We start from the raw sequence: 26015 nt of genomic DNA, 5'->3' as shown, positions 1-26015 counted from the left end.
TAAGTGACTCCTTTTTTATAGTCTATATCTGAAGTACAGGACTAATCAAAAATAACTTCTCCTGTAAAAAATGCTTCCACATCTACAATAGGTGGCGTGTTATTCAATATCAAATTACCCGTACTTCTAAGTTCTCCTGTAATTGATAATTGGGGAGAGATCAATACATCATTTGTACCCCTATGGAAAATAGTAACATTTTGCACAGCTAAATCCTGTAGTGGCAATCTACTATCACCTTCCAGCAAGTTAATGTCTAGATTAGTCACAGCACCTCGTATAAAAAAATTAGATAACCCATTACATTGAAGTAACACATCTTCTGAGTCTAGCTCCATATCAAAATCACCATCTTTATGATAAAAGTCTTCCTCAATAAGGTCATCAGACACTAGGCGCAGAGTATTCCAACCTATTACTCCATCTCCTAAAACTGTGCTGCCGCTACTATTTCTAATTTGGCTAAGGTTTGGGTGTGACACCCGTAATATAGAAGTATCATAATCTCTCACGAGATTACATGAAGCATTATTTTTTACAATGAGCGTATTATCCTCGACATAAACCTCAAAATCTTCTAGCAGGTTTTCTCCAGTTTCTAGTAGTACTGATATCTCTGGAGCATCTTTTACAATTAATTGCACACGTTCAAAAACTATGATACTATCAAAGCTGGCTAGGTCATATTCCTCAGTGATTATGGATCCGCTTGTTTTGAGACATGATAATGTATCCTCAGTATCACATGATGCAAACCACATCATAACTGGCAACAACACTACTATTAAATATTTATTTTTCATCTTTAAAATCTATATCCTAGTCCAAATTCAACCGCCTCTGCTTTTGCTCCATGTGCTTTTACGACCATACTTCCAGAAAAGTGCTCTCCAAAAGTTCTTTTGAGGCCCAATCGATTATAAAACCTTCCTTCAAAATCGTAAGGGTAGTACACATAGTAGCCTAACTGAGAGACAAACGAGAGCTCGTTAAAATGCAACTCATGCCCTATAAAAACTCCAAAACGTTTCCAGTCTTCATCACCTGTAACTTCACCATCTGGAAAAGCGACAGACTCATAACGAATGAGCTCTTTTAAAAACTTTGCAAAGAAGGCATCTACTCCAGCGGTAAAACTAGACTTATGATTTATACGCTTATCTGCAAATGCCGTAAGCGTTAAGAAGCCATATCGTGGAGAATTATTTATATCACTTTGATTTGCACCACCACTCACTACTAGATTATAATGTATAGGCTCTGAGTATGCTGTTTTTTCTCCTAGTGGGATGTAATCCGGAAACTCATTTGCTTTTGGAAAATAATTAATCCCCGCAGTAAATGCCCATGTATTTGTGGAGTTATTAGGCGCTTTGAGGTTTGCGTTACTGTAGTGTATAATGGTAACCCCTGCGTGTACTCCTATATTTTTGAAGATATTATCCTGTTTGAAACCAAATTTGAGCATGGTACTACTCAACACAGTGGTACCGTACGCATTATTTATAAAGTTAGTCTCTCTATCATATGGGTTTGTGGCAATTGCAACTCCTTGCCCTATTCTAAACTGCAATCTACGCTTCCAGTAGTAAAAGTTATAATGCGCATAAGCACTATATAATTCCCCTAGATTTTCATTTTTCATGTCTTGATACACAAAAGTGTAACCCACATCTGGAAAATTATAACGTCGCTCCCATACTTCATACCCGTAAGTCTTTCGGTTATAGGCAAGCATTATTCCCTGCGGATGCTCTGTTATAAGATGAGATATATCTGGATTATGCTCTAAGAGCGTACCATAAAAAAAATCTGCCTCGAGGTCAAAAGGACGCACTTTTTCCTCTTGTGCATATATCGTGATGGTTAGTATACAAGAAAACGCAATTCCTAGCTGGCGCAAGTAATTCATAAGAGTCACTGGTTAGTGTTTGTGAACTTACGAAAATTTGAACGTGCAGGTTTGCTTTTTATTCTAATTATCTAATAATGGAAAACCTAAATGGGATGGATAGTTACGCTTTCGCGAAAGCGTAGTATAAATAAATACTTTATTAGTCAATTTATAGAGAGGAACTGCTATAAAAAAAAGGGATGCACTTTCATGCATCCCTACTATATATTGATATTCAATTATTTACTATTAACATAAAAGGCATGGATTATACCTGGAATTATACCTAGAATTGTAAGGATAATATTTATGATTAAATCCTTACCTACGCCTTTGTTTAGAGCAACCGCAAGTGGTGGAAATATGATATTTAAAATGATGGTTAGAATTGACATTGTTTTTGGTTTTAGTTAGTCACAAATATATCGAGCATCAGTGTTTGAGAACGTTAAGTCATTATTAATTGAGATAGTCTTAACTAATCAAAGCTAATTTGTAGGATTTTTCCTAACATTGATATCGAATCAAACGATTAAATACCGTTTTTATTAATGTTTTGTATATTGTCATAGATTAAGCCACTGAAATGAAGAGAATTACTTTTTTTTTAATACTAATTATGTTTAGTTCTATAGGAACTGCACAGGTTGATAGCTTGAAAATAAAAGAAAGATTAAAGCGTCTCTTGGACTCTTCTGCCATCTATTACGAGGCTAACAACTACAGTAAATCGCTTGAGCTTAATATTAGAATTATTGAAGAAGCAAAAAAAATAAATGATACTGGCTATTTGCAAAGTGGCTTCCGATATTTAGGATATGACTATTTAATCTTACAAGACACCATACAAGCTAGAGAAAGCTTTGAGCGGTCTCAAGAATATGCTAGCCTTGCTCAAGATAGCCTAGGCTTAGGTTTGACCTATATGGATCTTGCAAATCTTTATGGTTACTCGGAGAACTCCCTTGATAGAGCTCTTCAATATCACGACAAGTCTATTATAGTTTTCAGAGAATTAAAAGATTCAGTTAACTTAAGTAATGCTTATCTAAACGCAGTACTTACGCTACAAGAACATGAGCGATTTGATAAATCATTAAAGTACCTAACGAAGGCAGATCAACTTAAAGACCACCTATCAAATGGGCTGAAAGCAAACCTTGAAAATCAATGGGCCATTTACTATTTACATGAGAAAAATTACAAGAAAGTAGATTATCATTTATCAAAGATTTTTAAAGACACCTTATTGCAATCTTCTAGCTTTGAACTTGCAGATAGCTACCTCAGTTATAGTTTGAGCCTTTATGGTCAAAAGAGGTACAAGGAAGCTTATGAGTATGGAGTGAAATATCAAAATTTATATGAGGAAACTACAGATGAATATCAGAATGAAGAATCTCAAAAAATAGCAGCAAACTTTCAAGTAGCCGAATACAAAAAGAATATTGAGAGAAATGAATTAAAAAACAGGCTTCAGGCAGAAATCGTAAGAAGCCAGATAAACTGGAATAAATTTCTAATTGTTGTTACCGCATCAAGTATTCTGCTCTTAATCCTACTCTATAGAATGTATAGAAGTAAGAAAGATTATGTGAAAAGCCTGACTGAAAAGAACATAGAATATCTTACGGCAAAGAATGAATCTGAACAGTCTACAAAAGCTAAGACGGCCTTTTTCTCAACGGTGAGCCATGAGTTAAGAACTCCTCTCTATGGTGTTATAGGGCTCAGTACTATCCTGATGGATGACCCAAAATTAAAATCTCATCAACAAGATCTTAAGTCTCTCAAATTCTCGGCAGACTACCTGCTTGCGCTCATAAATGATGTACTACAAATCAATAAAATTGATTCTAATACAGTTATAGAAAATAATGAAGTTTTTAATACAAGAGATTTTATTAAGAACATCGTTTCTTCTTTTGAATACATGCGCCAGCAAAACAAGAACAACATTCACATTAACATTGATGACAACGTTCCAGAATTTGTAAAGGGTGATGCTACTAGGCTTTCTCAAATACTAATGAACTTAGTGGGAAATGCATGTAAGTTTACAGAAAATGGGGACATCTATATATTACTTGAAGCGTCTGGTCTTAATGATCAAAAGGCTAGTATTCACTTTACAATCCAAGATACGGGTATAGGGATTCCTGAAGAAAAACAACAAAGTATATTTGATGAATTTTCTCAAGTAAGCTCAAGACACTACACATATCAAGGTACTGGATTAGGACTGCCTATTGTACAAAAGCTACTAGCACTTTCTGGAGCTGAAATACACTTATCAAGTAAGGTGGGAAAAGGTTCTACATTTTTCTTTACGCTAGACTTTGAGATGTCAAATGAATCATTAATTGTAGACCCCATAGTTATTATAGATGACAAACAACTCAAAAATAAGCGCATCCTTATTGTAGATGATAACCGTATTAATCAAATAGTGACAAAGAAGATACTACAGAAACTAGAAGTTACTTGCAGCATTGCAAATAATGGTCAAGAAGCTGTAGAATGCGCTAGAGATAATGAATATGACCTTATCCTTATGGATATTAATATGCCAGTAAAAGACGGATTAGAAGCTACTAAAGAGATAAGACTCTTTGATAAAAAAATCCCTATCATAGCGCTTACAGCTGTAGAGGTAAAGGAAATGCGTTATAAAATCTACAATGCTGGACTTACAGATATTATCGTTAAGCCTTATGATATCACCATTTTTAAGCGTACTATCTTGCGCAATTTACAGCATTTAAATACTGGACAACCTACTGCTAATAGTCAGCTACAGGTTTAATAGTTATTCACTCTTGATTAAAAATATTGCCCTACTCCAAATACGAATCCGCTAGTGGAGTTTGGGGTTATTCCATATCCATAATCAATCCTAAAAGTTGCATTAAAAATCTTTTTGTGAGTAAAACGCAATCCTAGTCCGGGATACACTCTAAGGTTTTGATCATCTCCAAAGTCATCAAAATCTCCACCTGGATTTCTCCAAGATCCAGCATCTACAAACACATTACCTTGTAATACAAATGATTCTTTATCAACCAGTGCATATCTATACTCTGTGTTTATTACAATTACTCCTGTACCACGATCTATCGTATTCCCTACTCCTCTAATATTTAAATTATTATCTACAGAAAATGGTGCAAATGGTGAGTCTGCATTAGATGCTAGACCTACTCGTAATCTGTTTGACCAGTTACCCTTATCACCTACTCTAGTAAAATATTGAAAGTCATTCCACCAGATTGTAAAATCGGGTAATCTGCGATCATTTGCCATCACATGCTGCACATTAAATGTGCTCTTAAAACCAGATATATACTGGTAATAGTAATCTAGTGCGTTATATTCATAGATACCTTTTATGAGAATCTTGTCTACATTAAATTCTTGAGGAACCCCTGCAGAAGTCGCACCAGCTAGGTATTCATATTTTTCATTAAATAAATTTACACCTGCCTCTACCCGATGCTTAAAGTTTATGGCATATAATCCTAATACTTCAAAAGAGGTGTTACTGTACTTATAATCTGCGGTACCTTCGTCTAGAAAAACAGGCTCTTGTGTAGTTAATCGCTGCGCATTTATCGCAACTCCTAGCTTATTATTAAATAAAAAAGGAGCTCTAAGATTCACACCATAAGAATTAAAAATATCTCGTTGATAAAATCCTCCAAAGGCTATATTCCTCCCTAAGGTATTGAACTCGTATAAGCCTATTCTAAAAGCAAATTCATCATCATTTGTAGTATAAATATTCAGTTGAGGGTTTATCGTTATATTCTCTTCAATATAATAGCGAACTTCATAATTATCATATGAAGGAATCACTTGATAATATGCGTGCCGTACTGCTGGCAATCTTTTGAGTCTTATAATATCTACCTCTAGTAATGTAGAATCTAAAGGACTATCTACACGCAAATCACTAATTAATTTAATAAAAGAGGTCTTAAGTTTTTTATTGCCATGAATAGTAAAATCCTCCACAATGCCTTCTTGGGCATTACCCATAGAGCAATACAGCATGAGTAGAATGTATAACCAAAAGTATTTCATGTACTGTAGGATTTACTATGCTTTATAATTAGATTATCTCATAATCTACAAATTCTCTTACATTAAAAATACTGCCCTATCCCGAATACAAGTCCGCGATTTTGAGTAGCTCCCAGTCCTACTCCATAGTCTAACCTAATGACAGCGTTAAAAATACGTTTATGAATAAAACGCACTCCAAGACCAGAGTACAACTCCACATTTTTGATACTCGCTAGATCATCAAATCCTTCTCTTGGACTTCGTATTGATCCAGCATCTACAAAAGCATTTCCTTGAAGGACAAACCAGTCCTTTTCTATAAGCGTGTGTCTATATTCTGTATTTACAAAAACAAAGGATGTACCTCTATCAATATCATTTCCTGCACCTCTAAGATTAAACTGATTATCAACCGTAAAAGGAGCAAACTCAGATTCATAATAAGAAGCATATCCTAGCTGTAGTCTACTAGCCCAGTTACCCTTTGTTCCTACTTTTTTAAAATATGCTGTTGCGTTTTGTGCTACTAGCCCTTCCTCTAAGAGTCCATCATCACCTAGAATATATCGCACATCAAGGAGATTGCGCACTCCCTCTACATATTGATACGTAATGTTTAAAAAATTAGTCTCATACTCTCCGCGTAGAGAAACTTTATTTGCATCAAGTCTTGCTGGCAGTACACTTTGCACCTCCGTATCATCAATGTCGTAAGATTCTTTATACACTCTCACTCCTAACTCTGCTTTATTATGAAAATCTATTTCATACAACCCATAAACCTCTGCACCCACATCATCTTTCTGGTAGTTTATAGGAGCCTGATCTAGGTAAATAGGTTCAAAAGTTACATTTTTAATATAGTTGACACCTAACCCCAATTTGTTAGTAATTAAGAAAGGCGCTTCCCAGTAGGCTCCATAGGAGTCAAAAACATCCCGTTGATAAAAGCCACCAAGAATCTGACTTTGACCAAGGAAATTAAATTCGAATGCGCTTACGCGAAAAGCAAAACTACCATCATTTGCTTCCGAGATGCGTAATCCCGGGATGATGGTAAAATTTTCGACAATTTTATAGGTGAGTTTGTACGTGCTGTCTGTAAGTTTAGTTTGAACAACTGTAGCATTTGCAATGGCTGGTAGTCTATTTAAACGCTCAATATCTGTTGCTACTTTAAGAGAGTCATATGCCGTTTGTGATTTTACTTTAATAAGCCTTCTCAATAAAGATTCATCTACACGTTTTAATCCTTCAAAAGTAATTTCTTCTATAATAGGTTCTTGTGAAAAAAGAAATGAAGTCATCAACAGAGCGCAGACGAGGGAGAAATATTTCATAAAGGCTATAGCTATATTAAAAACGTTGGTCGAAAGTAATGCACAATCATTGCGCAACACGCCATTATTTACTTAAATAAATGATGAGCATCTTATTTAATACTTACCATAATGCTGTCTTATTACAGCTTCGGCTGGTTTATTTTGGGGTGTAAACTGGTTGTTTTCTGGACCTCCTACCTCATCATGTTTAATGAACCACTTCCATATAAATCCTCCTGCCATCCACTCTTCATCCCATACTGTATCAAAGAGAGCTTGCGTCGCTTGTGCCTGTCCTTCAAGATTTACGGTGGTCATAGATCTATCTGCCTTCCAAGGTTCTTTGCCTGTATAATCTACAGAGCGGTACCCAAATTCTGTGAAAATCACTTTGCGGTTTTCCGCTTTCGCGAAAGCGGACATCTCCTCCTTCCATAGTTGCCATCCTGCTGTAACACACTCCACAGATGGTGTTTGATCATCACAAACAGGAAAATAAGCATCAATACCTATGTAGTCTAGCTGACTCCAAAATGGAGTTTTCTTATACTCATCCCAGTTTGCTGCATAGGTAAGTTTACCATTGTACACCTCTCTTATATCAATAATAAGTTGCGTCCAAAAATCTGGTCTGTTTGTTACAAATTGTTCTAACTCTGTACCTATGCAAAAGATGGTTGCTCCTTCTTCTTGAGCTAGTGTGGCATAATCAATTATAAAGTTGCGGTATGAGGTTTCTAGTGCTAACCACTCTGCTTCTGTCTCCATTTTAAGGTACCCAGTAAACTCGCCATTGCGTATCCATATCTGTGGTTTTACCATCACCTCAATACCTGCTTTGTGCAATTCTGACACATAGTTGCGACCTCCTTCCCTGGTCTCGCCATACCACTGCCTGTCTGTATTGTATATAATTTGTGGTTTATCTTTTTGTGGCACAAACCCAAACGGCATTACCGCAGCATAGTTTGCATTTACAAGTTGTACAGGGCTTACATGAGTGCTATCTACCGGATTACGATTTGCAACAAAACTCACCCCATTGATTTTCTTTTCTTCTGTTTTTTGAGCAGTACACGCTTGTAGACAAATCAATAAAAAGAAACATCCTATAATATTTTTCATCTACTTATTCTTTGATTTAAAGATATGTGTTTATGATTAAAATTTGAAAAGTATATGAGTTATAACGAAAGATCTTAAAAGCAATAAGACCTTAAGAACTGGGTAGCTCTCAAGGTCTATCATAGTGTGCTGTATACTCATTGTAGTTAAGGTATATGAATATACATTGCACTCGTAAAGAGCTTAGATTAGGGGAACCTAAGCGCTCTAGCTATATGTTAAAAAACAGCTCTCAACCCTAGGTTAAAAGTCTGCCCTAATCCAGTATCGTTTCCTCTTACAAAGTTTGTATATAATGCCTCAAGGTTGAGAGCATCTGTAAGTTGATATTTTGCTCCACCACCTACAGCTGTAAAGTCTTGTGAGAATTCGTTTCCTAGGTCAAGAAGTTGTGAGTGCTGTACAAGCCCTAATACTGTAAATTTTGAACTTGGGAAATAACTTAAAAACAACCCTGGTGTAAGACGCAAACTATCATTTGCAAAACTATCCTCATCATCTCCAAAGTTGAGCTCAGAATTCAAATCTGCAAATAGTTGCCAGTCTCCTCCTGCAAAAGTGTGGTCAAAGAAAAATCTGTTTTGCCATGTAAATCCTTTTTGATCAAGAAAAACACCTTCTTCTGTCTCATTATCCACTAGAGGAATAAAAAACGAACTCTGGATAGAGAAATTATTTACTTTACTAAACGGAACAAACTTTACAGATGGTGCTATAGAAGTAAGACCGCTACGAGCAGTGCCTCGCTCACCATCAAATTTAAAAACATCAAAAGCATCGCGACCTCCTATAGTGCTGGATCTAGCCTCTAGAATCAATCCTACATTTACTCTGTTATTATTTGAAACACCAGTGTACACTTCAAGTGTTGATGTAAAGAAATTATTTCTTGGGATATCACGATCTTCACCATTTTCGCCAAAAGTATCTTTTGTTTCTGTGTAAAGATTATTAAACCATTTGATGTCAAATTTTCCTTTTGAGATAAGTTTAGAAGGTGTGAGTGTCTGTATTACAGAGCCTCCGTCTTCAAGGTTTTCTGTATCATCTTGTGCAAAAGATGTTGCTGCAATAAGCATTAAAGCGACTAGTAGGATTGTTTTTTTCATTGTAGTTGTTTTTAGTTATTTATTTGTGCGTCACACACCAGATGGCTAGGGTTTAATACTATCTGGTAAGAACGGCTTTTTAAGTCAATAGTTATCTACCTCGACAGGTATCGAGTAGTTGTAATAGGTAAATTTTAATGGAGTTTAGCTAGTAATTTATAATTACTATAATATTGTAGAAACTACTATTTAAAATCATTAAGCGTCCAATCATATGGATAGTATGAAAGCTTTGCATCACTAGAAATAGGCTCTTTTCGGTATTTATTTAAAAAATCTATCTCTGTACCATTACGTACGAAGTCTTCTTTATACCATTCAAATATTTGAGAAATCTGCACCTTATTTCCTTTCACTTTAATGAAGTTAGGATTATTTACAGCAAGCGTAGTCTGGCGTTGTAATTGTGATTTTAATTTGGCTGGTGTATATGCCTCATTGATGATAGGTGGACATCCTAGTCCTGCACATACTAGCACAAAGTGAAAAAGAGGTTCACCTGGAAATTGTGCTCTTAACTTCTTATTTTCTATATCATTTAAAGTGATATTTGTCCCGCCTAACTTGAAGGTGTTTTTATCAAAGAAACCTTTTATAGATAGTGGTTGCTTTACTGGATACTTCTCTGTGATTCCTTTTATTACTGCTAGATTGTATGCGTTAATCCAAAACGATTGATACGTTGCCGCATCAGATGTGCTTACAGATATAGATGCTGCATTTTCTAATAGCTCATCTAGCGCTTGCGGGTTTGCCTTTACAGCGGCATAATTCACTAGCCCATTTTTTACGTTTGCCTTAAAAAAAGTATCTGCATCAGCAAAAAATGATGTAGTATCTTGAGCTTGGATATACACACTTGACAAGGTGATTACAAGAAGTAGTGCGAGGTTGGTAATTGATTTCATAAGTAAACTTTTTCTGCACAATCGGTCGAGCTCAAATAAAGAGACTTACAACCAGATCATTAAAAATTTAAAATATGTAGTCCGTAACGCTCCATAATGAGCATCAAATTTTCCTTACAGCACTTTATGCATTTAGATAAATTCTAAATAGACAGCATCCCGTTAAGTTTGTTATCTTTAAAACGACCCAAGGATATGTTATCTCATAGAAACAAGTTTTAAAATGCTTGTTTAGACTACTATATATTTTGCTTTCGCGAAAGGGTAACAAAAAGATTTTTTCGCGAAAGCGGTACAACAACAACCATACATTTCTTAATTTTTACTTAGGTGAAAACTATATAAAACCAACCTCTATGCAAGAACATATCGTCATTATAGGCAACGGGATTTCTGGCGTTACAACCGCCCGTCACATCCGCAAAGCTTCTGACAAAAAGATCACCATCATTTCTGCCGAAACGGATCACTTCTTTTCTCGCACAGCGCTTATGTATATCTATATGGGACATATGAAATATGAGCACACAAAACCGTATGAAGATTACTTCTGGAAGAAAAACCGTATTGATCTCAAACGCGCTTTTGTAGAGACAGTAGATCACGAGAATAAGCAATTATTACTCTCTGGTGGTGAAAAAATGAGTTATGATAAACTCGTGCTTGCTGTGGGGTCAAAACCTAATAAATTTGGCTGGCCAGGACAAGATCTCGATGGTGTACAAGGGTTGTATTCAAAACAAGATTTAGATAAACTAGAAGCAAATGCTCCAGATAACAAAACGTGTAAACGTGCTGTGGTAGTAGGTGGAGGTCTTATAGGTATTGAGATGGTAGAGATGTTACTCACTCGTGACATCCCTGTGACTTTTTTAGTTCGCGAGAATAACTTCTGGAACGGAGTGCTCCCTTTAGGTGAAAGCCAGATGCTCAATCGTCACATAAAAAGTCATCATGTAGATTTACGATTAGGTTTTAATCTAGACAGTATTCTAGCAGATGATCATGGTAAAGTGCGCGCTATAACTATAAAAGAGACTGGCGAAGAGATTGCTTGTAACGTTGTAGGGCTTACCGCTGGTGTGTCTCCTAATGTGGCTTTCTTAAAAGATAGCGGTATTGAGATAGGACGAGGTATCAAGGTCAATCCTATGCTAGAGACTAATATAAAAGATATTTATGCCATAGGTGATTGTGCAGAGCAACACGAGGGTATAAATGGTCGCAGACCGATTGAGGCTGTCTGGTATACTGGTAGAATGATGGGCGAGGCACTTGCTCAGACACTTACTGGAAAACCTACAGCATATAACCCTGGTCACTGGTTTAACAGTGCAAAATTTATGGATATAGAGTACCAGACGTATGGTTGGGTTTTCTCAAAACCTAAAGAAGGTAATACGCACTTTCACTGGATGCATAAGGATGATAATAAATGTATCACTATCGAGATGCAAGAAGGTACTCGTAAGTTTATAGGAATAAATAATTTTGGGATTAGGCTGCGTCATGAACTCTTTGACCGCTGGCTTACCGAAGGGCAAACTACAGACTATGTACTAGAGCATCTTAAGGATGCCAACTTTGATCCGGAGCTCTACACGCATTACGAAAAAGAAATCCTAGCTGAGTACAACAAACAATACGGAACTTCTCTCGCTCCTAAGAAAAAGAGCTGGAAAAGAATCTTTGCATAACCTACCTAACGACTTACATTTATGAAAATTATTAAAAACTTAGGCCTGGTTATCTTTCTTACCGGACTAGCAATATGGACTGCTTCTGTGTTTATGGGAGGCTTTACATTACAACAAGATCAACTAGACGCTTTTGTTTCTGAAAAAGGAATTAAAAGCGAACTCATTACTAAAAAAATAACAGAAGACGTAGTGGGCAAAACCCTAGGCACCTTTGCCTTTACAGGTGCCATACGTAATGCCCTTGCCGAAAATAATACCTATTATGATACTCAAATAGCCAAATATGACGCTGCAAAGGAATGGGATAAAAAAGGAGAACAATACCAGTATCGCATTAATGATAAAGACTTTCAAGCCTTTAGCTTCTCCCTAGCCAAAAAAGCAGGAACAGGCTTCATCGTTGAAAATAAAGGGCTCATGTGGTTCTTAACTTTTGGACTTAGCATCTTAGGAGCACTTATGTTTATTTTTCCTAACCTTGTTTTATTAGGTAAACCAGGAATTAAAAACGACCACATCTACCACGACGCAGCTACAAACCGCGGCTGGATTGCATGGCTAGTACTCATATACCTCGTGCTATTTTACCTAGTGCTTTATTTTAATGCAGACTATGTAGTAAACTGGACATTTATACTCGACCCTATCAGTAATGCGCTTAATGGTGGAGATGCCAGCCAGTGGTTTGTGTACGGTTTCTTGTACTGTACCATCATGCTCACGATGGCTATGCGTATGTATATAAAGTACCGTCACAATAAATACCAGATTGTACGTACTACCTCTGTATTATTCTTCCAAATAGTATTTGCCTTCCTTATTCCAGAGATCATGTCTAGCTTAGGAAAGCCAGGATATGATTTTAAAAATGCATTCCCACTTGACTATGATTTCTTTTTTGAGTGGAATCTAGAAACACTTACAGAAAGTGGTGGCCTAGGTATTTTCATCCTCGTATGGGGTGTTGTACTTACACTCGTTATTGTACCGGTAATGGTATACTTCTTTGGAAAAAGATGGTACTGTAGCTGGGTTTGTGGTTGTGGTGGCCTTGCCGAAACTCTTGGTGATCCCTACCGCCAGCATTCTAATAAAACGATGAAAGCTTGGAAGCTTGAGCGCTGGCTCATACACTCGGTACTCGTGTTTTCACTAGTGATGACACTCGTCACATTATACTGTTACTTTACCGGTGCAGAAGCTTTTTTAGGAATCAACTCGCAGTGGATAAAAGACACCTATAGCTTCCTGATAGGTGCTTGGTTTGCAGGAGTAATCGGGACTGGATTCTACCCTATTTTTGGTAACCGTGTATGGTGTCGTTTTGGATGCCCGCTAGCAGCCTACTTAGGGTTTGTACAACGTTTTAAATCTCGTTTTAGAATTACTACAAACGGAGGGCAATGTATCTCTTGTGGTAACTGTTCTACCTATTGTGAGCAAGGAATTGATGTACGTGCATATGCTCAGAAAGGAGAAAACATCGTACGTTCTAGCTGTGTAGGTTGTGGTGTATGTAGCGCAGTATGTCCTCGTGGCGTACTTAAGTTAGAAAACGGACCAGAAGCAGGTCGTATCAACCCTACTCAAGTATTACTAGGTAATGACGTAGACCTTATGGACTATGTAAATAATGATCAAGATGTAGCGTAACTATTTTATTACGCTTTCGCGAAAATGTGATATTTCAAAAACCACCTCAGGAAACTGTGGTGGTTTTTGGGTTTTAAACTGTGTATTAAAGCTTGCTTCTGATAAGGTGATATGAACTTTATTTCAAAAAAAGCATGATTATATGGGAATCCGTAAAAACAAAGCGCTAAGCTTTTGTATTTTCGGTGGCTACATACCAAATACAAATATATAACCTTAAAAAAACGGCTAATCCATTGGAAAATTCAAACCTAGAAAACACTAACAATAACCCAATTAAAACAGGGATAACTTATAATGTCAACGCCATAAAGCCAAATCTGAAAAGAGCAAAAATTGCTCAGATATTAGTCTGGCTAGTTATGGTTCTTGACATCTTCTCAATTGTATCATCATATTTACAGTATAACATCTTACAGTCAATACAAAACGATGAGTTTGTTACCGAGCAAGCACTAAATGCAAACGACACTAGAGAACAAATTATAGCCATTCTTTACACAATCATATTTATAACATCTACAGTAACTTTTATTCAATGGTTTAGAAGAGCCTACTACAACCTGAATATCAGAGCAAAAACAAACCACACAGATGGATGGGCTGCAGGTAGTTGGTTTGTACCTATAATTTCATTGTATCGTCCGTATCAGATAATGAAGGAAATGTGGGAAAAAACAACACGTTTAATAAAAGCTGAAGATTCTAACTACTTAGACAGCAATACTACAGTTATCGGAATTTGGTGGACATTATGGATTGTATCTAACTATATAGGTAATTATGTACTTAAGAGTATCTTTAAAGAACAGACTATTGAGACTTTAATGAGTAGTACTATTGCAGACATGGTCATGTCAATATTAGGAATACCCCTAGCTATCGTGACCGTAACTATTATCAAAAACTATTCGTCCAAAGAAGAGAAAATATCAAGTTTAGAAAAACAAAAATCTATTTTGTAGATAGCATAACTCAACTAAATCATGGATATCATCGCGTTAGAAAAGAAAAGACTAGAATGGTCTCTTAGAACATTTACTGAAGCAACCCCAATGGGATCGCTTCAAAAAGCTAAGGAAGAGATAAAAGAAATAGAAGACGATATTACCAATGACATTAAAAACCCAGTCGAATATGCAGATGCTATCATGTGCATATTTGACGTAGCAGCTAGAATGGGAATAAGTGTAGAAGATGTCATGATTGCCTATGAAGAGAAGCTTGCCGTCAATATGAAGCGAACTTGGAAGAAGAATTCAAACAATAGCTATTCACATATAAAGTCATAATTTTAAGCTTTCTTATAGGTATACTTTTGGCTAAGAAATCAACTTTATAAACGACTACAGAACTGTAAAAATTTTAATAAAACTCAATCTTCCTTCAGCTCAATGACAACCCTACCTCAACAACTAGAAAATCCTGTCTGGTATTCTTTAAGTGAAACGCATAAAAAGTTTGCAGTTACTTTTGATGGCGTTCTGTTTTATAATCCCGCGGTATGTTCGTTTGGGGCTTTCTTTGATGAGGCGAAGACTGCAAGCGCTTCTAGGGAATATATAAAGACCAGAAAAGATTTCTTCTTCGTTTCAGAAAACCAAACACCCCAAATAGATGACACAAAAATTGTTCTAAACAGAAAAATTGATGGCTGTCAGATGGTGTTGAAAGAGTTAAGTGACGTTGCAATCAAAGAAGAGATCATATTATTGAATGAGTCTTATATTGATGAGATTTATGAGCTCGTATGGTTAGTAATGCCTGGCTTCTATCAAAAGCGCAGTTTTGAAATGGGCAATTTCTATGGAGTTATTAAAAATGGTAAACTAGTTGCTATCGCCGGACAACGCATGCAAACCAATCTCTTTGTAGAAATAAGCTCCGTAGTCACCCATCCTGATTACACCAAGCAAAAACTAGCTAGTCAGCTCATTGCTCACAACGCTCAAGAGATTTTAAGAGAAAACAAAACGCCCATTTTACATACCAATAAAGGAAACCTTGCAATCCCATTATATAAAAGATTAGGATTTGAGGTCACTAGGGATATGAATTGGTGGTTATATTGTAGAAAAGAGTAAATACTATGAGACAACTTTTTATCTTATCAATCATTTTATGTTTTAGTACTAGCGACACCTTGTTATATGCTCAAGAAACTAATTTCATAAACGACTATATACAGCGTTTAGAAAACTCCCAAGAATATCTCAATCGCGTTGCAGAAGCAATGCCTCGTGAGAAATACAGCTACAGAGTGACACCAGCCTCTAGTAGTTTTGAAGAAAACTTAATGCACATCGCATGGGCGATGGATTGGCATAGTGAATCACTTTTAAATGGTCGTCCAGCAAGGAATTGGGAGACAGATAGCGAACTTAAAGTTGCTTCCAAAACTAAGGAGGAAATGATTGCTGCTGTAAACAAGACTTTTGAACACACCGTCAAATTAATCCAAGGGCTTGATACAACCCAATTAAATGACACAGTAGCTTACGGCAATCTGCAACGCACAAAGCGCCAAGTGTTACTTATCCTCACCGATCACATTACGCACCACAGGGCACAAATGCTAGTTGCATTACGCCTTAATGGCTTAGTTCCACCACGGTATATGTTGTATCAGTAATGTAAGACAGAACGTATTTAAAAGGGTACTACCATATTTTTAAAATGAAATCATCACGAATAAATTTCAATAATGAAAGATTTAATTAAACTTGGAAAGAAAAGAACACTGCTTATTTCATTAAGTATTTTACTTGTCTCCATACATACTATTTATTTTTACAATGTGAGTGTATTAGAGATAGAACCTACGAAACTCCTTCAACAATTCATACGTTTCTTATTAACTATTGGGCTGCTACTCATGGTTTATAAAGGAAAAAATTGGGCAAGGATTATTGCTATAATTCTATTTGCTTTTGGAATATTAGGGGCCATTTTTGGATTCATTACAACCGATACTTATTTTCTAAATAAAACGCCGTTCTTAGTAATGATTTTCGTCTATGGATTGGCCGTTTATCATTTCAGCTTTTCAAAAAGTTTTAAGGCCTTTTTTGAATCTCAAAAAACTAACATTACCCAAGCTCCCGGCTTATACGAGAGACAGATGCAATTAGATAAGTTCTGGCAAATCATCGAAAACAGTAATACTAAAAGTCATGGTGATTATGAACAGCAGCAAGAGCAATTAAAAAAAGAATTACTACTTCTTAATCCTCCAGAAATTGTTGCTTTTAATAACACCTTTAAATTTTTAAAAGGAAGCATTTACAATTGGGACTTTTGGGCAGCTGCATATATCATTAATGGAGGGTGCTCTGATGATTGCTTCTCAGACTTCAGAGGTTGGTTAATAGGCAGAGGAAAACAAATCTTTGATAATGCAGTTGAAGATATTGAAAGCCTAGCTAATCTTGAAGATGCTAATGATGGTGACTGGGAAGGTTTAAGTTATATACCAAGTGTTGCCTTTGAAGAGAAGACCGGAATAGATATGCCTATAGGAATTCGACAAAACATGATTATTTTTGGTGATGAATGGAATGAAGAAGGAGATGATTTGAAGAATAAATATCCTAAACTATGGATGGCTTTTGAGGAAAATTCTAGTAGCTGATACATGTTCAGAAATGAAAAATCGATTAACATACAATATCTAGTTAACTCGAAGTAATTTACAAACAGCAGTAAAACCTCTAGTAAATCAAGACAGGCTTTTACAACGTAAACCCTATCCTAATACCTCCCCATTTATAAGAGCTACCAGTTGCAAATTCCTTTGTGATTACGGAGCGAGTGTATTCAAAATAGAGCGTTTTTGTTTTAAGAATAATTCCGTAATCAAACTGTCCCGTTACTCTTTGTACATCTCCAGACTCAATGGTGTATGGACTATCGCGATTAATCAATCCTCCTTGTAATGTAGCGTCATAACCAATGACGCTCACCATAGGAGCGGCATAGGCATATAGTTTGAAACCGCTACGCTCTGATAGTGATGAAAATGAATTATTAATAATTCCCACAGTACTATTTACTCCTAGTGATCCATTAGTAAAAAGGGTTCCTACCTTTACATTTGCACTCGCTTGAAGCGAAAATAGATCTTCATATCGCACAAGTTGCTTTTCATATCCTACTTCGTAGTTAAGTACGAGATCATTTTTAATTTGATTTTTCCACCCTAGCGGAATTTTATTTCCCGTAGCCTCATGAATGCCCCGCTGCATTTCTTCTCCAAACGCTCCAGGACCTATAATTCCAATACTTAAACCACTACTAAATATACTTTTCGCAGAAGCATCTACCGCAATCATGGAGTTTTTTAGCATTATTGCTGCGGCAAATGGCCTGTCACCCACTTGTATTTCTGGGAGCTCATAATGATTAGGTGTAAACCCTATATGCTCGATGGATAATCCATAGCGACGCTCGATATTTTTAGGTATATAAAACAACTTATTTACAGGATTTTTCGCTAAGAATGGTGCTACCAATTCAAAACTATAACCTTGGGTATAATTTTCATCTGTTGCAGCAAAGTAGTCATTGTCGTAGCTAAATCTAAAATAGTGATTTGTGTTTATTGCTCTATAAGAAGTGGTATTATCAATTTTTTGGCTCCAAGAATACTGACTTGAAAGCGATAACATAAGTAGTAGATAACACAAATTCTTCATACTAAGTATACGAGAAACTTGTATTCAAGGTTTTCAAAATAAGAGCCAAATTTTATATCATAAAAGATATGATCACCATGCACGCTTTCGCGAAAGCGTAATAAATAATATCTTGTCATAAAACTACATAGATGACTACTTCACAATTACTAGGCGTTCACCTACAGCAACTCATTACAGGGCCTAATCTGACGGGATCACATCTATCGCAACATCTAGATGATGTTTCTGTAAATGAAGCCATCACGAGTCTCTATGGACTCAATAGTATAGCGCAGCTGGTATTTCATATTCACTACTACATAAATGCTGTGGGAGACGTACTAGAAGGCAAACCACTTCTTGCTAAGGATTCTTTAAGTTTTAATGTTCCCTTGATTAATACGGAAGCAGCATGGCAATTACAAAAAGAACAACTCTATGCGGCGACACATCGCTGTGCACAACTAGCAAAAGATTTTCCTCAAGAGAAATTAAAAGAAGATTTTGTAGTGGAAAAATATGGCAGTTATGAGCATAACTTAGTAGGCCTACTAGAGCACTCACATTATCATTTTGGCCAGATGGTGATTATAAAGAAAATATTGCGAGCCCAAGTAAAGTAATCTACCGCTACACTTTAAGCAAAAAAAATCTCGATATTGCTATCGAGATTTTTTTAATCTATTCTTGTTCTGCTGGCTTCATTACAAAGTCTTCCATAAACTTCGTTGTATAATTACCAGCTATATAATCCGGGTGATCCATTAACTGTCTGTGAAAAGGAATTGTTGTTTTAATTCCTTCTATCACAAACTCATCAAGAGCACGCTTCATTTTATTAATTGCCTCTTCTCTAGTTTGCGCAGTAGTAATCAACTTTGCAATCATAGAGTCATAATTAGGAGGAATCATATAGCCACTATAAACGTGAGTATCTATACGCACTCCGTGACCTCCTGGTGCATGCAAATTAGTAATGCGCCCTGGTGATGGTCTAAAACCGTTATAAGGATCTTCTGCGTTTATACGACACTCGATAGAGTGTAACTGTGGATAATAATTTTTTCCTGATACTGGTACTCCCGCAGCAACAAGTATTTGCTCACGTATTAAATCGTAATCTACTACTTGCTCTGTAATAGGGTGTTCTACTTGGATACGAGTGTTCATCTCCATGAAGTAGAAGTTGCGATGCTTATCTACAAGGAACTCTACCGTACCTGCTCCTTCATACTTAATATATTCGGCAGCTTTTACAGCAGCTTCTCCCATACGCTCACGAAGGTCATCTGTCATAAATGGTGACGGAGTCTCCTCTGTAAGTTTCTGATGACGTCTTTGTACAGAACAATCTCTTTCAGAAAGGTGACACGCTTTACCGTTGCTATCTCCTACAATCTGGATTTCAATATGGCGTGGCTCTTCAATAAGCTTTTCCATATACATACCGTCATTACCAAATGCTGCGGCACTTTCTTGACGAGCACCTTCCCAAGCCTTAAGAAGATCTTCTTTCTTCCATACAGCACGCATACCTTTACCACCACCACCGGCAGTAGCTTTAAGCATAACAGGGTAACCAGTTTCTTTTGCTAGTTTCTGGCACTCTTCAAAGTCTTTTATAATTCCGTCAGATCCAGGCACACATGGTACACCAGCTGCTTTCATTGTTTTCTTTGCAGTTGCCTTATCTCCCATTTTAGAAATCATCTCTGCAGATGCTCCAATAAATTTGATATTGTGCTCCTCACATATTTTTGAAAACTTTGCATTTTCAGATAAGAAACCATATCCCGGGTGAATTGCGTCTGCATTTGTAATCTCCGCAGCAGCAATAACATTAGACATTTTAAGATAAGACTCTGCACTAGGAGCAGGTCCTATACATACGGCCTCATCTGCAAACTTCACGTGTAAACTCTCACGATCTGCAGTAGAGTATACCGCTACGGTTTTGATTCCCATCTCCTTACACGTGCGTATAACACGGAGTGCGATCTCACCACGATTTGCTATAAGTATCTTTTTAAACATAGTGTTTATTTTTTATTGTGGTACGTAAAGATGAGTAGTAAGGTTACGCTTTCGCGAAAGCATACTACCACAATACCTCCTCAATGATTAAAATACCCGTAGGGGATTATGACGGATCTACCAAAAATAATGGTTGATCAAACTCTACAGGAGAAGAATCATCTACAAGAATCTTTACGATTGTTCCAGATACTTCACTTTCGATCTCGTTAAAAAGCTTCATCGCTTCAATAACACAAAGTACATCTCCTTCTGAGATTTGTTTTCCTACTTCAACAAACATAGGCTTGTCTGGAGCAGGCTTTCTATAAAAAGTTCCGATAATAGGAGACTTTATAGTGATATATTTAGAATTCTCATCTTCTGCTGGTGCTACTGGTGCTACAGGAGCTGCTGCTTCTGGTGCAGGAGCTGGTGCTGCTGCGGCAGGCGCTTGTGGTGCCATTTGCATTGCAGGCATTTGCTGTAAGAAAGTAGTAGGTGCCTTATCATCGTCGCCAGTCTTGATAGTGATTTTTACGTCATCCATTTCAAGTTTTACTTCGCTCGCGCCAGACTTTGCAACAAATCTGATCAGGTTTTGAATTTCTTTTAAATCCATAAGTGTTTGAATTTAGCTTGTTTAGTTTTAGTTGGAGTCATATGCCCACTTGAAGTAAATAGAACCCCAAGTGAATCCACCGCCAAAGGCAGCAAATATGATATTATCTCCTTTTTTTAGTTGGTTTTCGTAATCACTCATCAGCAAAGGTAAGGTAGCTGACGTGGTATTTCCATACCTATGTATATTAATAAGTACTTTATCATCATCAAGACCCATTCGTCTTGAGGTAGCATCTATGATACGCTTGTTTGCTTGATGTGCGATAAGGAAGTCTACGTCGTCACCCGTAAGGTTATTACGCTTCATTATTTTATCACTTACATCTGCCATATTAGACACTGCAAATTTAAAAACAGTCTTCCCATCTTGAAAAACGGTGTGCTGTTTATTATCTATAGTTTCTTGTGAAGGAGGTAATATACTTCCTCCGGCATCAATCTTAAGATACTCTCTACCTATTCCATCAGATCTTAGTAGCTCATCTTGCAATCCTAATCCTTCTTGATTAGGTTCAAACAAGACAGCACCAGCACCATCACCAAAGATGATACAAGTTGTTCTATCTGTATAGTCTATAATAGAGGACATTTTATCTGCCCCGATAAGAAGTATTTTTTTATAACGACCAGACTCAATATAGCTCGCTGCTGTAGACATTCCATAAAGGAAGCTAGAACATGCGGCCGAAAGATCAAATGCAAATGCATTTACGGCTCCTATTTGAGTTGCAGTATATACTGCTGTGGATGCAACAGGCATATCTGGTGTCGCAGTCGCAACTATAACCATATCAATTTCTGAGGGGTCAAGTTGTCTTTTTGCAAGAAGGTCTTGGGCTGCCTTTATGGCTAGAAACGATGTTCCCTTTCCCTTTTCCTTGAGGATTCTACGTTCTTTAATACCAGTGCGAGAGGTGATCCACTCATCATTAGTATCTACCATGCCTGCAAGTATTTCATTGGTCAAGACATAGTCTGGAACGTAAGCGCCTACAGCTGTAATTGCCGCTGAGATTTTACTCATTTGTTTCAGTTAAATTTTTTCGAATATTGACGATTATAGTCAAAAACGAGGGGAAAAATACTAAAAATTGATCAAAACCAGCCTTTAATTAACTTTTTTTGATGAATTGTGAGCATAAAAAAAACTCTCACGTTGTGAGAGTTCTATTTTATAAAAGCAAAGCTTACGCCTCTACTTCTTCCGTCTTATCAATAACTACTTGACCTCTATAGTACAACTTCCCTTCAAACCAGTGTGCTCTGTGGTAAAGGTGTGCCTCTCCAGTTGTTGGATCTACAGCTATTTGTGGTATAGCAGCTTTGTAATGCGTTCTTCTTTTATCTCTTCTTGTTTTGGAGATTTTTCTCTTAGGATGTGCCATTACGTACTCTTATTTATCTGTTAATAGTTTTTTTAAAGAATCCCATCTAGGATCTGTATCTTCTTTTTCTTCTTTTACTTTTTGATCTGGAATACTTAATTCTTCCAGCTTATCTAATATATCTGACTGCAATGTCCCGTCCTCAATACCAGGGTGAACCCTCTTATTAGGCAGTGCCAATATAATGAGTTCATAAATATACTGAGCGACATTTACTTCATACTCACCGTAAGGCAAGATTAAAATATCTTCAATATCATTATTAAACTCTTGACCAAACTTCACTACGAGAGTGTAGACATCTTCCACAGGTTGATCATAAGGCTCATTAGTAACATCACAGTTCACATTGATAGTACCTGAGATTTTAAAATCAAACTCCATAAAAGTAGACTTCTTTGTTAAGAGAAGTGTAGCCTCAATGTTTGCATCATTAAAGTCATCATATTCAAAAAGATCAAAGAACGATTTTGTAATCGTGTAATCAAATGTATGCTCTCCTTCTTTTAAACCTACGTATTGTATGGTGTATGGTTTCAATCCTTTCATCACATCAGCCGTTTGGAGCGTGCAAAGATACATAATTTTTTATATCACAAAGCACAAGCTCAATTTTATTTTAATTCTCTATAACTACTAAGAATGTTCTTTAGTACCTTATCTTTTTGCTGGCGGTCTGCCTGATCGCTCTCTACCAGCACGTCTAGGAGAAACCTTAAGTACATCCTTTGTAATCTCTTGGTATTCTTTTCTTTTATTATAAATCTTTACTGCCGAAAAAACAGCTTCTCTAAAAGAGCCTTCATCTGCAGTACCTTTCCCCGCAATCTCATAAGCAGTGCCGTGATCTGGAGACGTGCGAACCCTGTCTAATCCCGCAGTATAATTTACCCCCTTACCAAAAGACAATGTCTTAAAAGGAATTAATCCTTGGTCGTGATAAGCTGCTAGAATGGCATCAAAATTTTTATAATTCCCTGACCCAAAAAAGCTATCTGCAGCATAAGGCCCATAAACTAACTGACCATTTGCACGCATTTTTTCAAGTGTAGGTATCAACACCTTATCATCATCATCCCCTATAACTCCGTTGTCTCCTACATGTGGATTAATACCCAGTAAGGCAATTTTAGGCCTATCTACGCCAAAATCTTGCTTCAAGGCATTATATAATGTATTTACTTTCTTGACAATCACCTCTGGTGTAATCTCACTAGCCACATCTTTTACAGGAACATGATCTGTAAGTAAACCTACCTTAAGCGTATCTGTAATCATAAGCATCATCGCATCACCCTCTAGCTCTTGTGCTAGATAATCTGTATGACCCGGGAATGCAAAATCTTCTTTCTGGATATTAGCCTTATTTATAGGAGCGGTTACAAGTACATCAATATCTCCATTTTTAAGCGCCTTAGTAGCTTCCACAAAAGACTTTAAAGCATAATCGCCTGCTGTTTCAGTCGCCTCTCCCCATTTAATCTCTACAGGCTCCTTCCATAAATTATAGACGTTTATTTTATTATCTAACGCTTTCGCGAAAGCGTCTATCCCATGAAACTCCGCTTGTAAACTCAAAGACTTCTTAATATAAGAAAGTGTCTTTGCCGAAGCAAAAATTATAGGTGTACAAAAATCAAACATCATCACTTCTGAAAATGTCTTTATCACAACCTCTGCCCCTATTCCATTTAAATCTCCAATAGAAATCCCTACACGTACTTTTTGATCTTTATTCATGTGATGCTTCTAGCGTTTTGTATTTTTACAACACAAAAGTAACCAAATAAAATCCATTCATGTTTACAGGTATTATTGAAGATCTTGCTACTGTAGTTTCAATAGAAAAAGATCAGGAAAACATACACTACAAGATAAAAAGCAGCATCACTAGCCAACTCAAAATTGACCAAAGTGTTGCTCACAATGGTGTTTGCCTAACTGTAGTGGCTATAGAAGATGACATCTACAAAGTTACAGCTATACAAGAAACTCTTGATAAGACAAATTTAAACAGCCTCGCTACTAACGACACTGTAAATCTAGAGCGCGCTATGCAGTTAGGCGCCCGTCTTGACGGACATATTGTGCAGGGTCATGTAGACCAAGTGGGAACATGTACTAACATTGAGGAAGAGGATGGAAGCTGGAGATTTACTTTTAAATATGATACTTCATTAGGAAATGTTACTATTGAAAAGGGATCTATCACTGTAAATGGGACAAGCTTAACCGTAGTAGACTCTACAGAAGGAGGGTTTAGCGTAGCTATTATTCCTTACACATATGAGAATACCGTATTTAAAGACTTTAAAATAGGCACGGAGGTAAACTTAGAGTTTGATGTAATAGGGAAATATGTAAAACGTCTTACGCAGGGCTATTAGATCTAGCTTTATTGTTCTTGTAAGCATAAAAAGCACCTGCTAGTACACCACAAATTACCAATATAATGATATTGTCATCTATAGGCGCGACAAGTCCAGGCAGAGAGGCTGTCCTAGTGCCCGGAGGCGGAGGTCCATCTTGTGCATATCCACATACCCCTACAAATGATAGGAGAATTGTTGCAATGAAAGTTCTGAGATTGGGGCTCATAATAATTCAAAAGTAATACCTCTTAGACTGCAAAATAATCTTACTGTCTTCAGAGTATAGGTTGGGTATAATTGTGTCTTTCAACGTCAATAATACGCATTTAATCGTAAAAACAAGCAAATTACTTGTAGTTTTAATTTAAAATAAGAATACAGTAAAATATTAATCAGCTAGGTTAACTGATTAATATATATAATAAAACGATAAAGTTTATGGATTTAGTATTCTAACTAAAAAAGTGGTCCCACTTGGGCTCGAACCAAGGACCCTCTGATTATGAGTCAGATGCTCTAACCAGCTGAGCTATGGGACCGTTGTTTTCTATGTTTCTCAGATGAGGTTGAAAACGGCTGCAAATTTAGTATAAAACTTAACCCAACCAAAGGTTTTTATTACAAATTATCAATTTCTTGACATAATTCTACTAGAACACCTCCAGCAGTCTTAGGGTGCACAAAGGCAACCAGCTTATTATCAGCCCCTTTCTTTGGTTTTTCATTTAATAAAATAAAACCTTCTTTTTTTAATCGCTCCATTTCTTTTACGATATTATCTACTGCAAAGGCTATGTGATGTATTCCTTCTCCTTTCTTTTCTAAAAATTTAGCAATAGGCCCATCTTCTGTTGTTGCCTCTAGAAGCTCTATTTTATTAGGCCCAGATTGAAAAAAGGATGTACGCACTCCTTCTGAGGCTACTTCTTCTATTTTATAATGAGCTACACCCAATAACTTCTCGTATAAATCATTTCCCGCCTCGAGATCCTTAACTGCGATTCCTATATGTTCTATTTTTTTCATAGTTTATTTAATTTATGATGTGTTGTTCATATTAATAGTATCGTGTAGGCAAGTTTAGCTTTCGCGAAAGCGTAATTACAACCATTATTACTACTAAAGTTTAATGATAACTTACTTACACAAAAGTAATACAATTCAAAAAA

At 36.6% G+C, this 26015-nt stretch carries 27 protein-coding genes and 1 tRNA gene; 10 read left to right on the top strand and 18 right to left on the bottom strand.

Annotated elements, in window-relative coordinates; translation table 11 throughout:
• Positions 1 to 41: 41 nt before the first annotated feature.
• The 3 genes from JM84_RS05055 to JM84_RS05045 all read right to left on the bottom strand — a co-directional run bounded on the left by JM84_RS05055 (position 42) and on the right by JM84_RS05045 (position 2289).
• The gene (locus JM84_RS05055; RefSeq protein ID WP_041295604.1) at positions 42 to 803 is read right to left on the bottom strand and encodes a head GIN domain-containing protein; all 762 of its coding nucleotides are present in this window, start codon (positions 801 to 803) and stop codon (positions 42 to 44) included.
• Between the two features lie 2 nt (positions 804 to 805).
• The gene (locus JM84_RS05050; protein ID WP_144783047.1) at positions 806 to 1912 is read right to left on the bottom strand and encodes an acyloxyacyl hydrolase; all 1107 of its coding nucleotides are present in this window, start codon (positions 1910 to 1912) and stop codon (positions 806 to 808) included.
• A gap of 221 nt (positions 1913 to 2133) precedes the next feature.
• Positions 2134 to 2289 carry a YqaE/Pmp3 family membrane protein gene (locus JM84_RS05045; protein WP_013750138.1) on the bottom strand — a complete coding sequence of 52 codons (156 nt, stop codon included), beginning with the start codon at positions 2287 to 2289 and terminating at the stop codon, positions 2134 to 2136.
• A 224-nt stretch (positions 2290 to 2513) separates the two neighbouring features.
• Here JM84_RS05045 and JM84_RS05040 point away from each other — a divergent pair, with 224 nt between their 5' ends.
• Positions 2514 to 4700, top strand: coding sequence for an ATP-binding protein (locus tag JM84_RS05040; protein WP_186439101.1), 2187 nt, complete (start codon positions 2514 to 2516; stop codon positions 4698 to 4700).
• 17 nt (positions 4701 to 4717) lie between these two features.
• On the opposite strand, the gene JM84_RS05035 is transcribed toward JM84_RS05040, so the two are convergent.
• The 5 genes from JM84_RS05035 to JM84_RS05015 form a co-directional block, all read right to left on the bottom strand.
• On the bottom strand, positions 4718 to 5977 hold the full coding sequence (locus tag JM84_RS05035; RefSeq protein WP_144783043.1) for an outer membrane protein assembly factor: 1260 nt from the start codon (positions 5975 to 5977) through the stop codon (positions 4718 to 4720).
• A 62-nt stretch (positions 5978 to 6039) separates the two neighbouring features.
• Positions 6040 to 7266, bottom strand: a complete 1227-nt coding sequence (locus JM84_RS05030) for a POTRA domain-containing protein (RefSeq protein WP_261375703.1) — start codon at positions 7264 to 7266, stop codon at positions 6040 to 6042.
• 129 nt (positions 7267 to 7395) lie between these two features.
• On the bottom strand, positions 7396 to 8406 hold the full coding sequence (locus JM84_RS05025; protein ID WP_013750142.1) for a glycoside hydrolase family 113: 1011 nt from the start codon (positions 8404 to 8406) through the stop codon (positions 7396 to 7398).
• Positions 8407 to 8624: 218 nt separating this feature from the next.
• Positions 8625 to 9515 (bottom strand): hypothetical protein, encoded by an 891-nt coding sequence (locus tag JM84_RS05020; RefSeq protein ID WP_013750143.1) that lies wholly within the window; start codon positions 9513 to 9515, stop codon positions 8625 to 8627.
• 185 nt (positions 9516 to 9700) lie between these two features.
• Entirely contained in the window at positions 9701 to 10423 is a 723-nt protein-coding gene (locus tag JM84_RS05015) for a DUF547 domain-containing protein (protein ID WP_013750144.1), read from the bottom strand.
• A gap of 356 nt (positions 10424 to 10779) precedes the next feature.
• Between JM84_RS05015 and JM84_RS05010 the strand changes: the two genes are divergently transcribed.
• The 7 genes from JM84_RS05010 (at position 10780) to JM84_RS04980 (ending at position 17407) form a co-directional block, all read left to right on the top strand.
• A complete protein-coding gene (locus JM84_RS05010) occupies positions 10780 to 12120 on the top strand; it encodes an NAD(P)/FAD-dependent oxidoreductase (RefSeq protein WP_013750145.1) in 1341 nt (446 codons plus the stop codon).
• Between the two features lie 21 nt (positions 12121 to 12141).
• Positions 12142 to 13776 carry a 4Fe-4S binding protein gene (locus JM84_RS05005; RefSeq protein ID WP_013750146.1) on the top strand — a complete coding sequence of 545 codons (1635 nt, stop codon included), beginning with the start codon at positions 12142 to 12144 and terminating at the stop codon, positions 13774 to 13776.
• A gap of 236 nt (positions 13777 to 14012) precedes the next feature.
• Positions 14013 to 14741 (top strand): DUF4328 domain-containing protein, encoded by a 729-nt coding sequence (locus JM84_RS05000; protein ID WP_013750147.1) that lies wholly within the window; start codon positions 14013 to 14015, stop codon positions 14739 to 14741.
• Between the two features lie 21 nt (positions 14742 to 14762).
• Entirely contained in the window at positions 14763 to 15068 is a 306-nt protein-coding gene (locus JM84_RS04995; protein WP_041295605.1) for a dATP/dGTP pyrophosphohydrolase domain-containing protein, read from the top strand.
• 102 nt (positions 15069 to 15170) lie between these two features.
• A complete protein-coding gene (locus JM84_RS04990) occupies positions 15171 to 15860 on the top strand; it encodes a GNAT family N-acetyltransferase (RefSeq protein ID WP_013750148.1) in 690 nt (229 codons plus the stop codon).
• A 5-nt stretch (positions 15861 to 15865) separates the two neighbouring features.
• Complete coding sequence (locus JM84_RS04985) at positions 15866 to 16408, top strand: DinB family protein (protein ID WP_013750149.1); 543 nt, start codon at positions 15866 to 15868, stop codon at positions 16406 to 16408.
• Between the two features lie 72 nt (positions 16409 to 16480).
• A complete protein-coding gene (locus JM84_RS04980; RefSeq protein ID WP_013750150.1) occupies positions 16481 to 17407 on the top strand; it encodes a DUF4240 domain-containing protein in 927 nt (308 codons plus the stop codon).
• Between the two features lie 100 nt (positions 17408 to 17507).
• On the opposite strand, the gene JM84_RS04975 is transcribed toward JM84_RS04980, so the two are convergent.
• Positions 17508 to 18470 carry a lipid A deacylase LpxR family protein gene (locus JM84_RS04975; protein WP_041295606.1) on the bottom strand — a complete coding sequence of 321 codons (963 nt, stop codon included), beginning with the start codon at positions 18468 to 18470 and terminating at the stop codon, positions 17508 to 17510.
• 131 nt (positions 18471 to 18601) lie between these two features.
• Here JM84_RS04975 and JM84_RS04970 point away from each other — a divergent pair, with 131 nt between their 5' ends.
• Positions 18602 to 19075: a hypothetical protein gene (locus JM84_RS04970; protein ID WP_013750152.1), complete on the top strand. Its 474-nt coding sequence runs from the start codon at positions 18602 to 18604 to the stop codon at positions 19073 to 19075.
• A gap of 58 nt (positions 19076 to 19133) precedes the next feature.
• On the opposite strand, the gene accC is transcribed toward JM84_RS04970, so the two are convergent.
• From accC to pdxA, 6 genes are all read right to left on the bottom strand, one after another.
• On the bottom strand, positions 19134 to 20486 hold the full coding sequence (gene accC, locus JM84_RS04965; RefSeq protein WP_144783039.1) for an acetyl-CoA carboxylase biotin carboxylase subunit: 1353 nt from the start codon (positions 20484 to 20486) through the stop codon (positions 19134 to 19136).
• A 106-nt stretch (positions 20487 to 20592) separates the two neighbouring features.
• On the bottom strand, positions 20593 to 21087 hold the full coding sequence (accB, locus tag JM84_RS04960; protein WP_144783036.1) for an acetyl-CoA carboxylase biotin carboxyl carrier protein: 495 nt from the start codon (positions 21085 to 21087) through the stop codon (positions 20593 to 20595).
• Between the two features lie 27 nt (positions 21088 to 21114).
• Positions 21115 to 22113, bottom strand: a complete 999-nt coding sequence (locus JM84_RS04955; RefSeq protein ID WP_013750155.1) for a beta-ketoacyl-ACP synthase III — start codon at positions 22111 to 22113, stop codon at positions 21115 to 21117.
• 163 nt (positions 22114 to 22276) lie between these two features.
• Complete coding sequence (rpmF, locus tag JM84_RS04950; protein WP_013750156.1) at positions 22277 to 22474, bottom strand: 50S ribosomal protein L32; 198 nt, start codon at positions 22472 to 22474, stop codon at positions 22277 to 22279.
• Between the two features lie 9 nt (positions 22475 to 22483).
• Positions 22484 to 23023 (bottom strand): YceD family protein, encoded by a 540-nt coding sequence (locus tag JM84_RS04945; RefSeq protein WP_144783034.1) that lies wholly within the window; start codon positions 23021 to 23023, stop codon positions 22484 to 22486.
• Positions 23024 to 23131: 108 nt separating this feature from the next.
• A complete protein-coding gene (gene pdxA / locus JM84_RS04940; protein WP_144783032.1) occupies positions 23132 to 24214 on the bottom strand; it encodes a 4-hydroxythreonine-4-phosphate dehydrogenase PdxA in 1083 nt (360 codons plus the stop codon).
• Positions 24215 to 24273: 59 nt separating this feature from the next.
• Here pdxA and JM84_RS04935 point away from each other — a divergent pair, with 59 nt between their 5' ends.
• Positions 24274 to 24861, top strand: coding sequence for a riboflavin synthase (locus JM84_RS04935; RefSeq protein WP_144783030.1), 588 nt, complete (start codon positions 24274 to 24276; stop codon positions 24859 to 24861).
• Here the strand turns inward: JM84_RS04935 and JM84_RS04930 are convergent.
• From JM84_RS04930 to mce, 3 genes are all read right to left on the bottom strand, one after another.
• The gene (locus tag JM84_RS04930) at positions 24845 to 25072 is read right to left on the bottom strand and encodes a hypothetical protein (RefSeq protein WP_144783028.1); all 228 of its coding nucleotides are present in this window, start codon (positions 25070 to 25072) and stop codon (positions 24845 to 24847) included. The two genes, JM84_RS04935 and JM84_RS04930, sit on opposite strands and share 17 nt — an antisense overlap.
• A gap of 239 nt (positions 25073 to 25311) precedes the next feature.
• Positions 25312 to 25385, bottom strand: a tRNA-Ile gene (locus JM84_RS04925).
• Between the two features lie 79 nt (positions 25386 to 25464).
• Positions 25465 to 25872: a methylmalonyl-CoA epimerase gene (gene mce / locus JM84_RS04920; protein WP_144783026.1), complete on the bottom strand. Its 408-nt coding sequence runs from the start codon at positions 25870 to 25872 to the stop codon at positions 25465 to 25467.
• Between the last annotated feature and the right edge of the window lie 143 nt (positions 25873 to 26015).

This window comes from Dokdonia sp. Hel_I_63, assembly GCF_007827285.1.
In the GTDB taxonomy this organism is placed as follows: domain Bacteria; phylum Bacteroidota; class Bacteroidia; order Flavobacteriales; family Flavobacteriaceae; genus Dokdonia.
This window is presented reverse-complemented; position numbering and strand designations above follow the sequence as displayed.

Coding starts and splice junctions, on each gene's coding strand:
- JM84_RS05030 (WP_261375703.1), bottom strand. CDS start 7,266: ATGACTTCATTTCTTTTTTCACAAGAACCTATTATAGAAGAAATTACT.
- JM84_RS05015 (WP_013750144.1), bottom strand. CDS start 10,423: ATGAAATCAATTACCAACCTCGCACTACTTCTTGTAATCACCTTGTCA.
- JM84_RS05040 (WP_186439101.1), top strand. CDS start 2,514: ATGTTTAGTTCTATAGGAACTGCACAGGTTGATAGCTTGAAAATAAAA.
- JM84_RS05045 (WP_013750138.1), bottom strand. CDS start 2,289: ATGTCAATTCTAACCATCATTTTAAATATCATATTTCCACCACTTGCG.
- JM84_RS04930 (WP_144783028.1), bottom strand. CDS start 25,072: ATGAGCCCCAATCTCAGAACTTTCATTGCAACAATTCTCCTATCATTT.
- accC (WP_144783039.1), bottom strand. CDS start 20,486: ATGTTTAAAAAGATACTTATAGCAAATCGTGGTGAGATCGCACTCCGT.
- JM84_RS04945 (WP_144783034.1), bottom strand. CDS start 23,023: ATGAAAGGATTGAAACCATACACCATACAATACGTAGGTTTAAAAGAA.
- rpmF (WP_013750156.1), bottom strand. CDS start 22,474: ATGGCACATCCTAAGAGAAAAATCTCCAAAACAAGAAGAGATAAAAGA.
- JM84_RS04935 (WP_144783030.1), top strand. CDS start 24,274: ATGTTTACAGGTATTATTGAAGATCTTGCTACTGTAGTTTCAATAGAA.
- JM84_RS04955 (WP_013750155.1), bottom strand. CDS start 22,113: ATGAGTAAAATCTCAGCGGCAATTACAGCTGTAGGCGCTTACGTTCCA.
- JM84_RS04980 (WP_013750150.1), top strand. CDS start 16,481: ATGAAAGATTTAATTAAACTTGGAAAGAAAAGAACACTGCTTATTTCA.
- JM84_RS04985 (WP_013750149.1), top strand. CDS start 15,866: ATGAGACAACTTTTTATCTTATCAATCATTTTATGTTTTAGTACTAGC.
- JM84_RS05055 (WP_041295604.1), bottom strand. CDS start 803: ATGAAAAATAAATATTTAATAGTAGTGTTGTTGCCAGTTATGATGTGG.
- JM84_RS05020 (WP_013750143.1), bottom strand. CDS start 9,515: ATGAAAAAAACAATCCTACTAGTCGCTTTAATGCTTATTGCAGCAACA.
- JM84_RS04990 (WP_013750148.1), top strand. CDS start 15,171: ATGACAACCCTACCTCAACAACTAGAAAATCCTGTCTGGTATTCTTTA.
- JM84_RS04970 (WP_013750152.1), top strand. CDS start 18,602: ATGACTACTTCACAATTACTAGGCGTTCACCTACAGCAACTCATTACA.
- mce (WP_144783026.1), bottom strand. CDS start 25,872: ATGAAAAAAATAGAACATATAGGAATCGCAGTTAAGGATCTCGAGGCG.
- JM84_RS05010 (WP_013750145.1), top strand. CDS start 10,780: ATGCAAGAACATATCGTCATTATAGGCAACGGGATTTCTGGCGTTACA.
- pdxA (WP_144783032.1), bottom strand. CDS start 24,214: ATGAATAAAGATCAAAAAGTACGTGTAGGGATTTCTATTGGAGATTTA.
- JM84_RS05050 (WP_144783047.1), bottom strand. CDS start 1,912: ATGAATTACTTGCGCCAGCTAGGAATTGCGTTTTCTTGTATACTAACC.
- JM84_RS05025 (WP_013750142.1), bottom strand. CDS start 8,406: ATGAAAAATATTATAGGATGTTTCTTTTTATTGATTTGTCTACAAGCG.
- JM84_RS05035 (WP_144783043.1), bottom strand. CDS start 5,977: ATGAAATACTTTTGGTTATACATTCTACTCATGCTGTATTGCTCTATG.
- JM84_RS05005 (WP_013750146.1), top strand. CDS start 12,142: ATGAAAATTATTAAAAACTTAGGCCTGGTTATCTTTCTTACCGGACTA.
- JM84_RS04975 (WP_041295606.1), bottom strand. CDS start 18,470: ATGAAGAATTTGTGTTATCTACTACTTATGTTATCGCTTTCAAGTCAG.
- JM84_RS04995 (WP_041295605.1), top strand. CDS start 14,763: ATGGATATCATCGCGTTAGAAAAGAAAAGACTAGAATGGTCTCTTAGA.
- accB (WP_144783036.1), bottom strand. CDS start 21,087: ATGGATTTAAAAGAAATTCAAAACCTGATCAGATTTGTTGCAAAGTCT.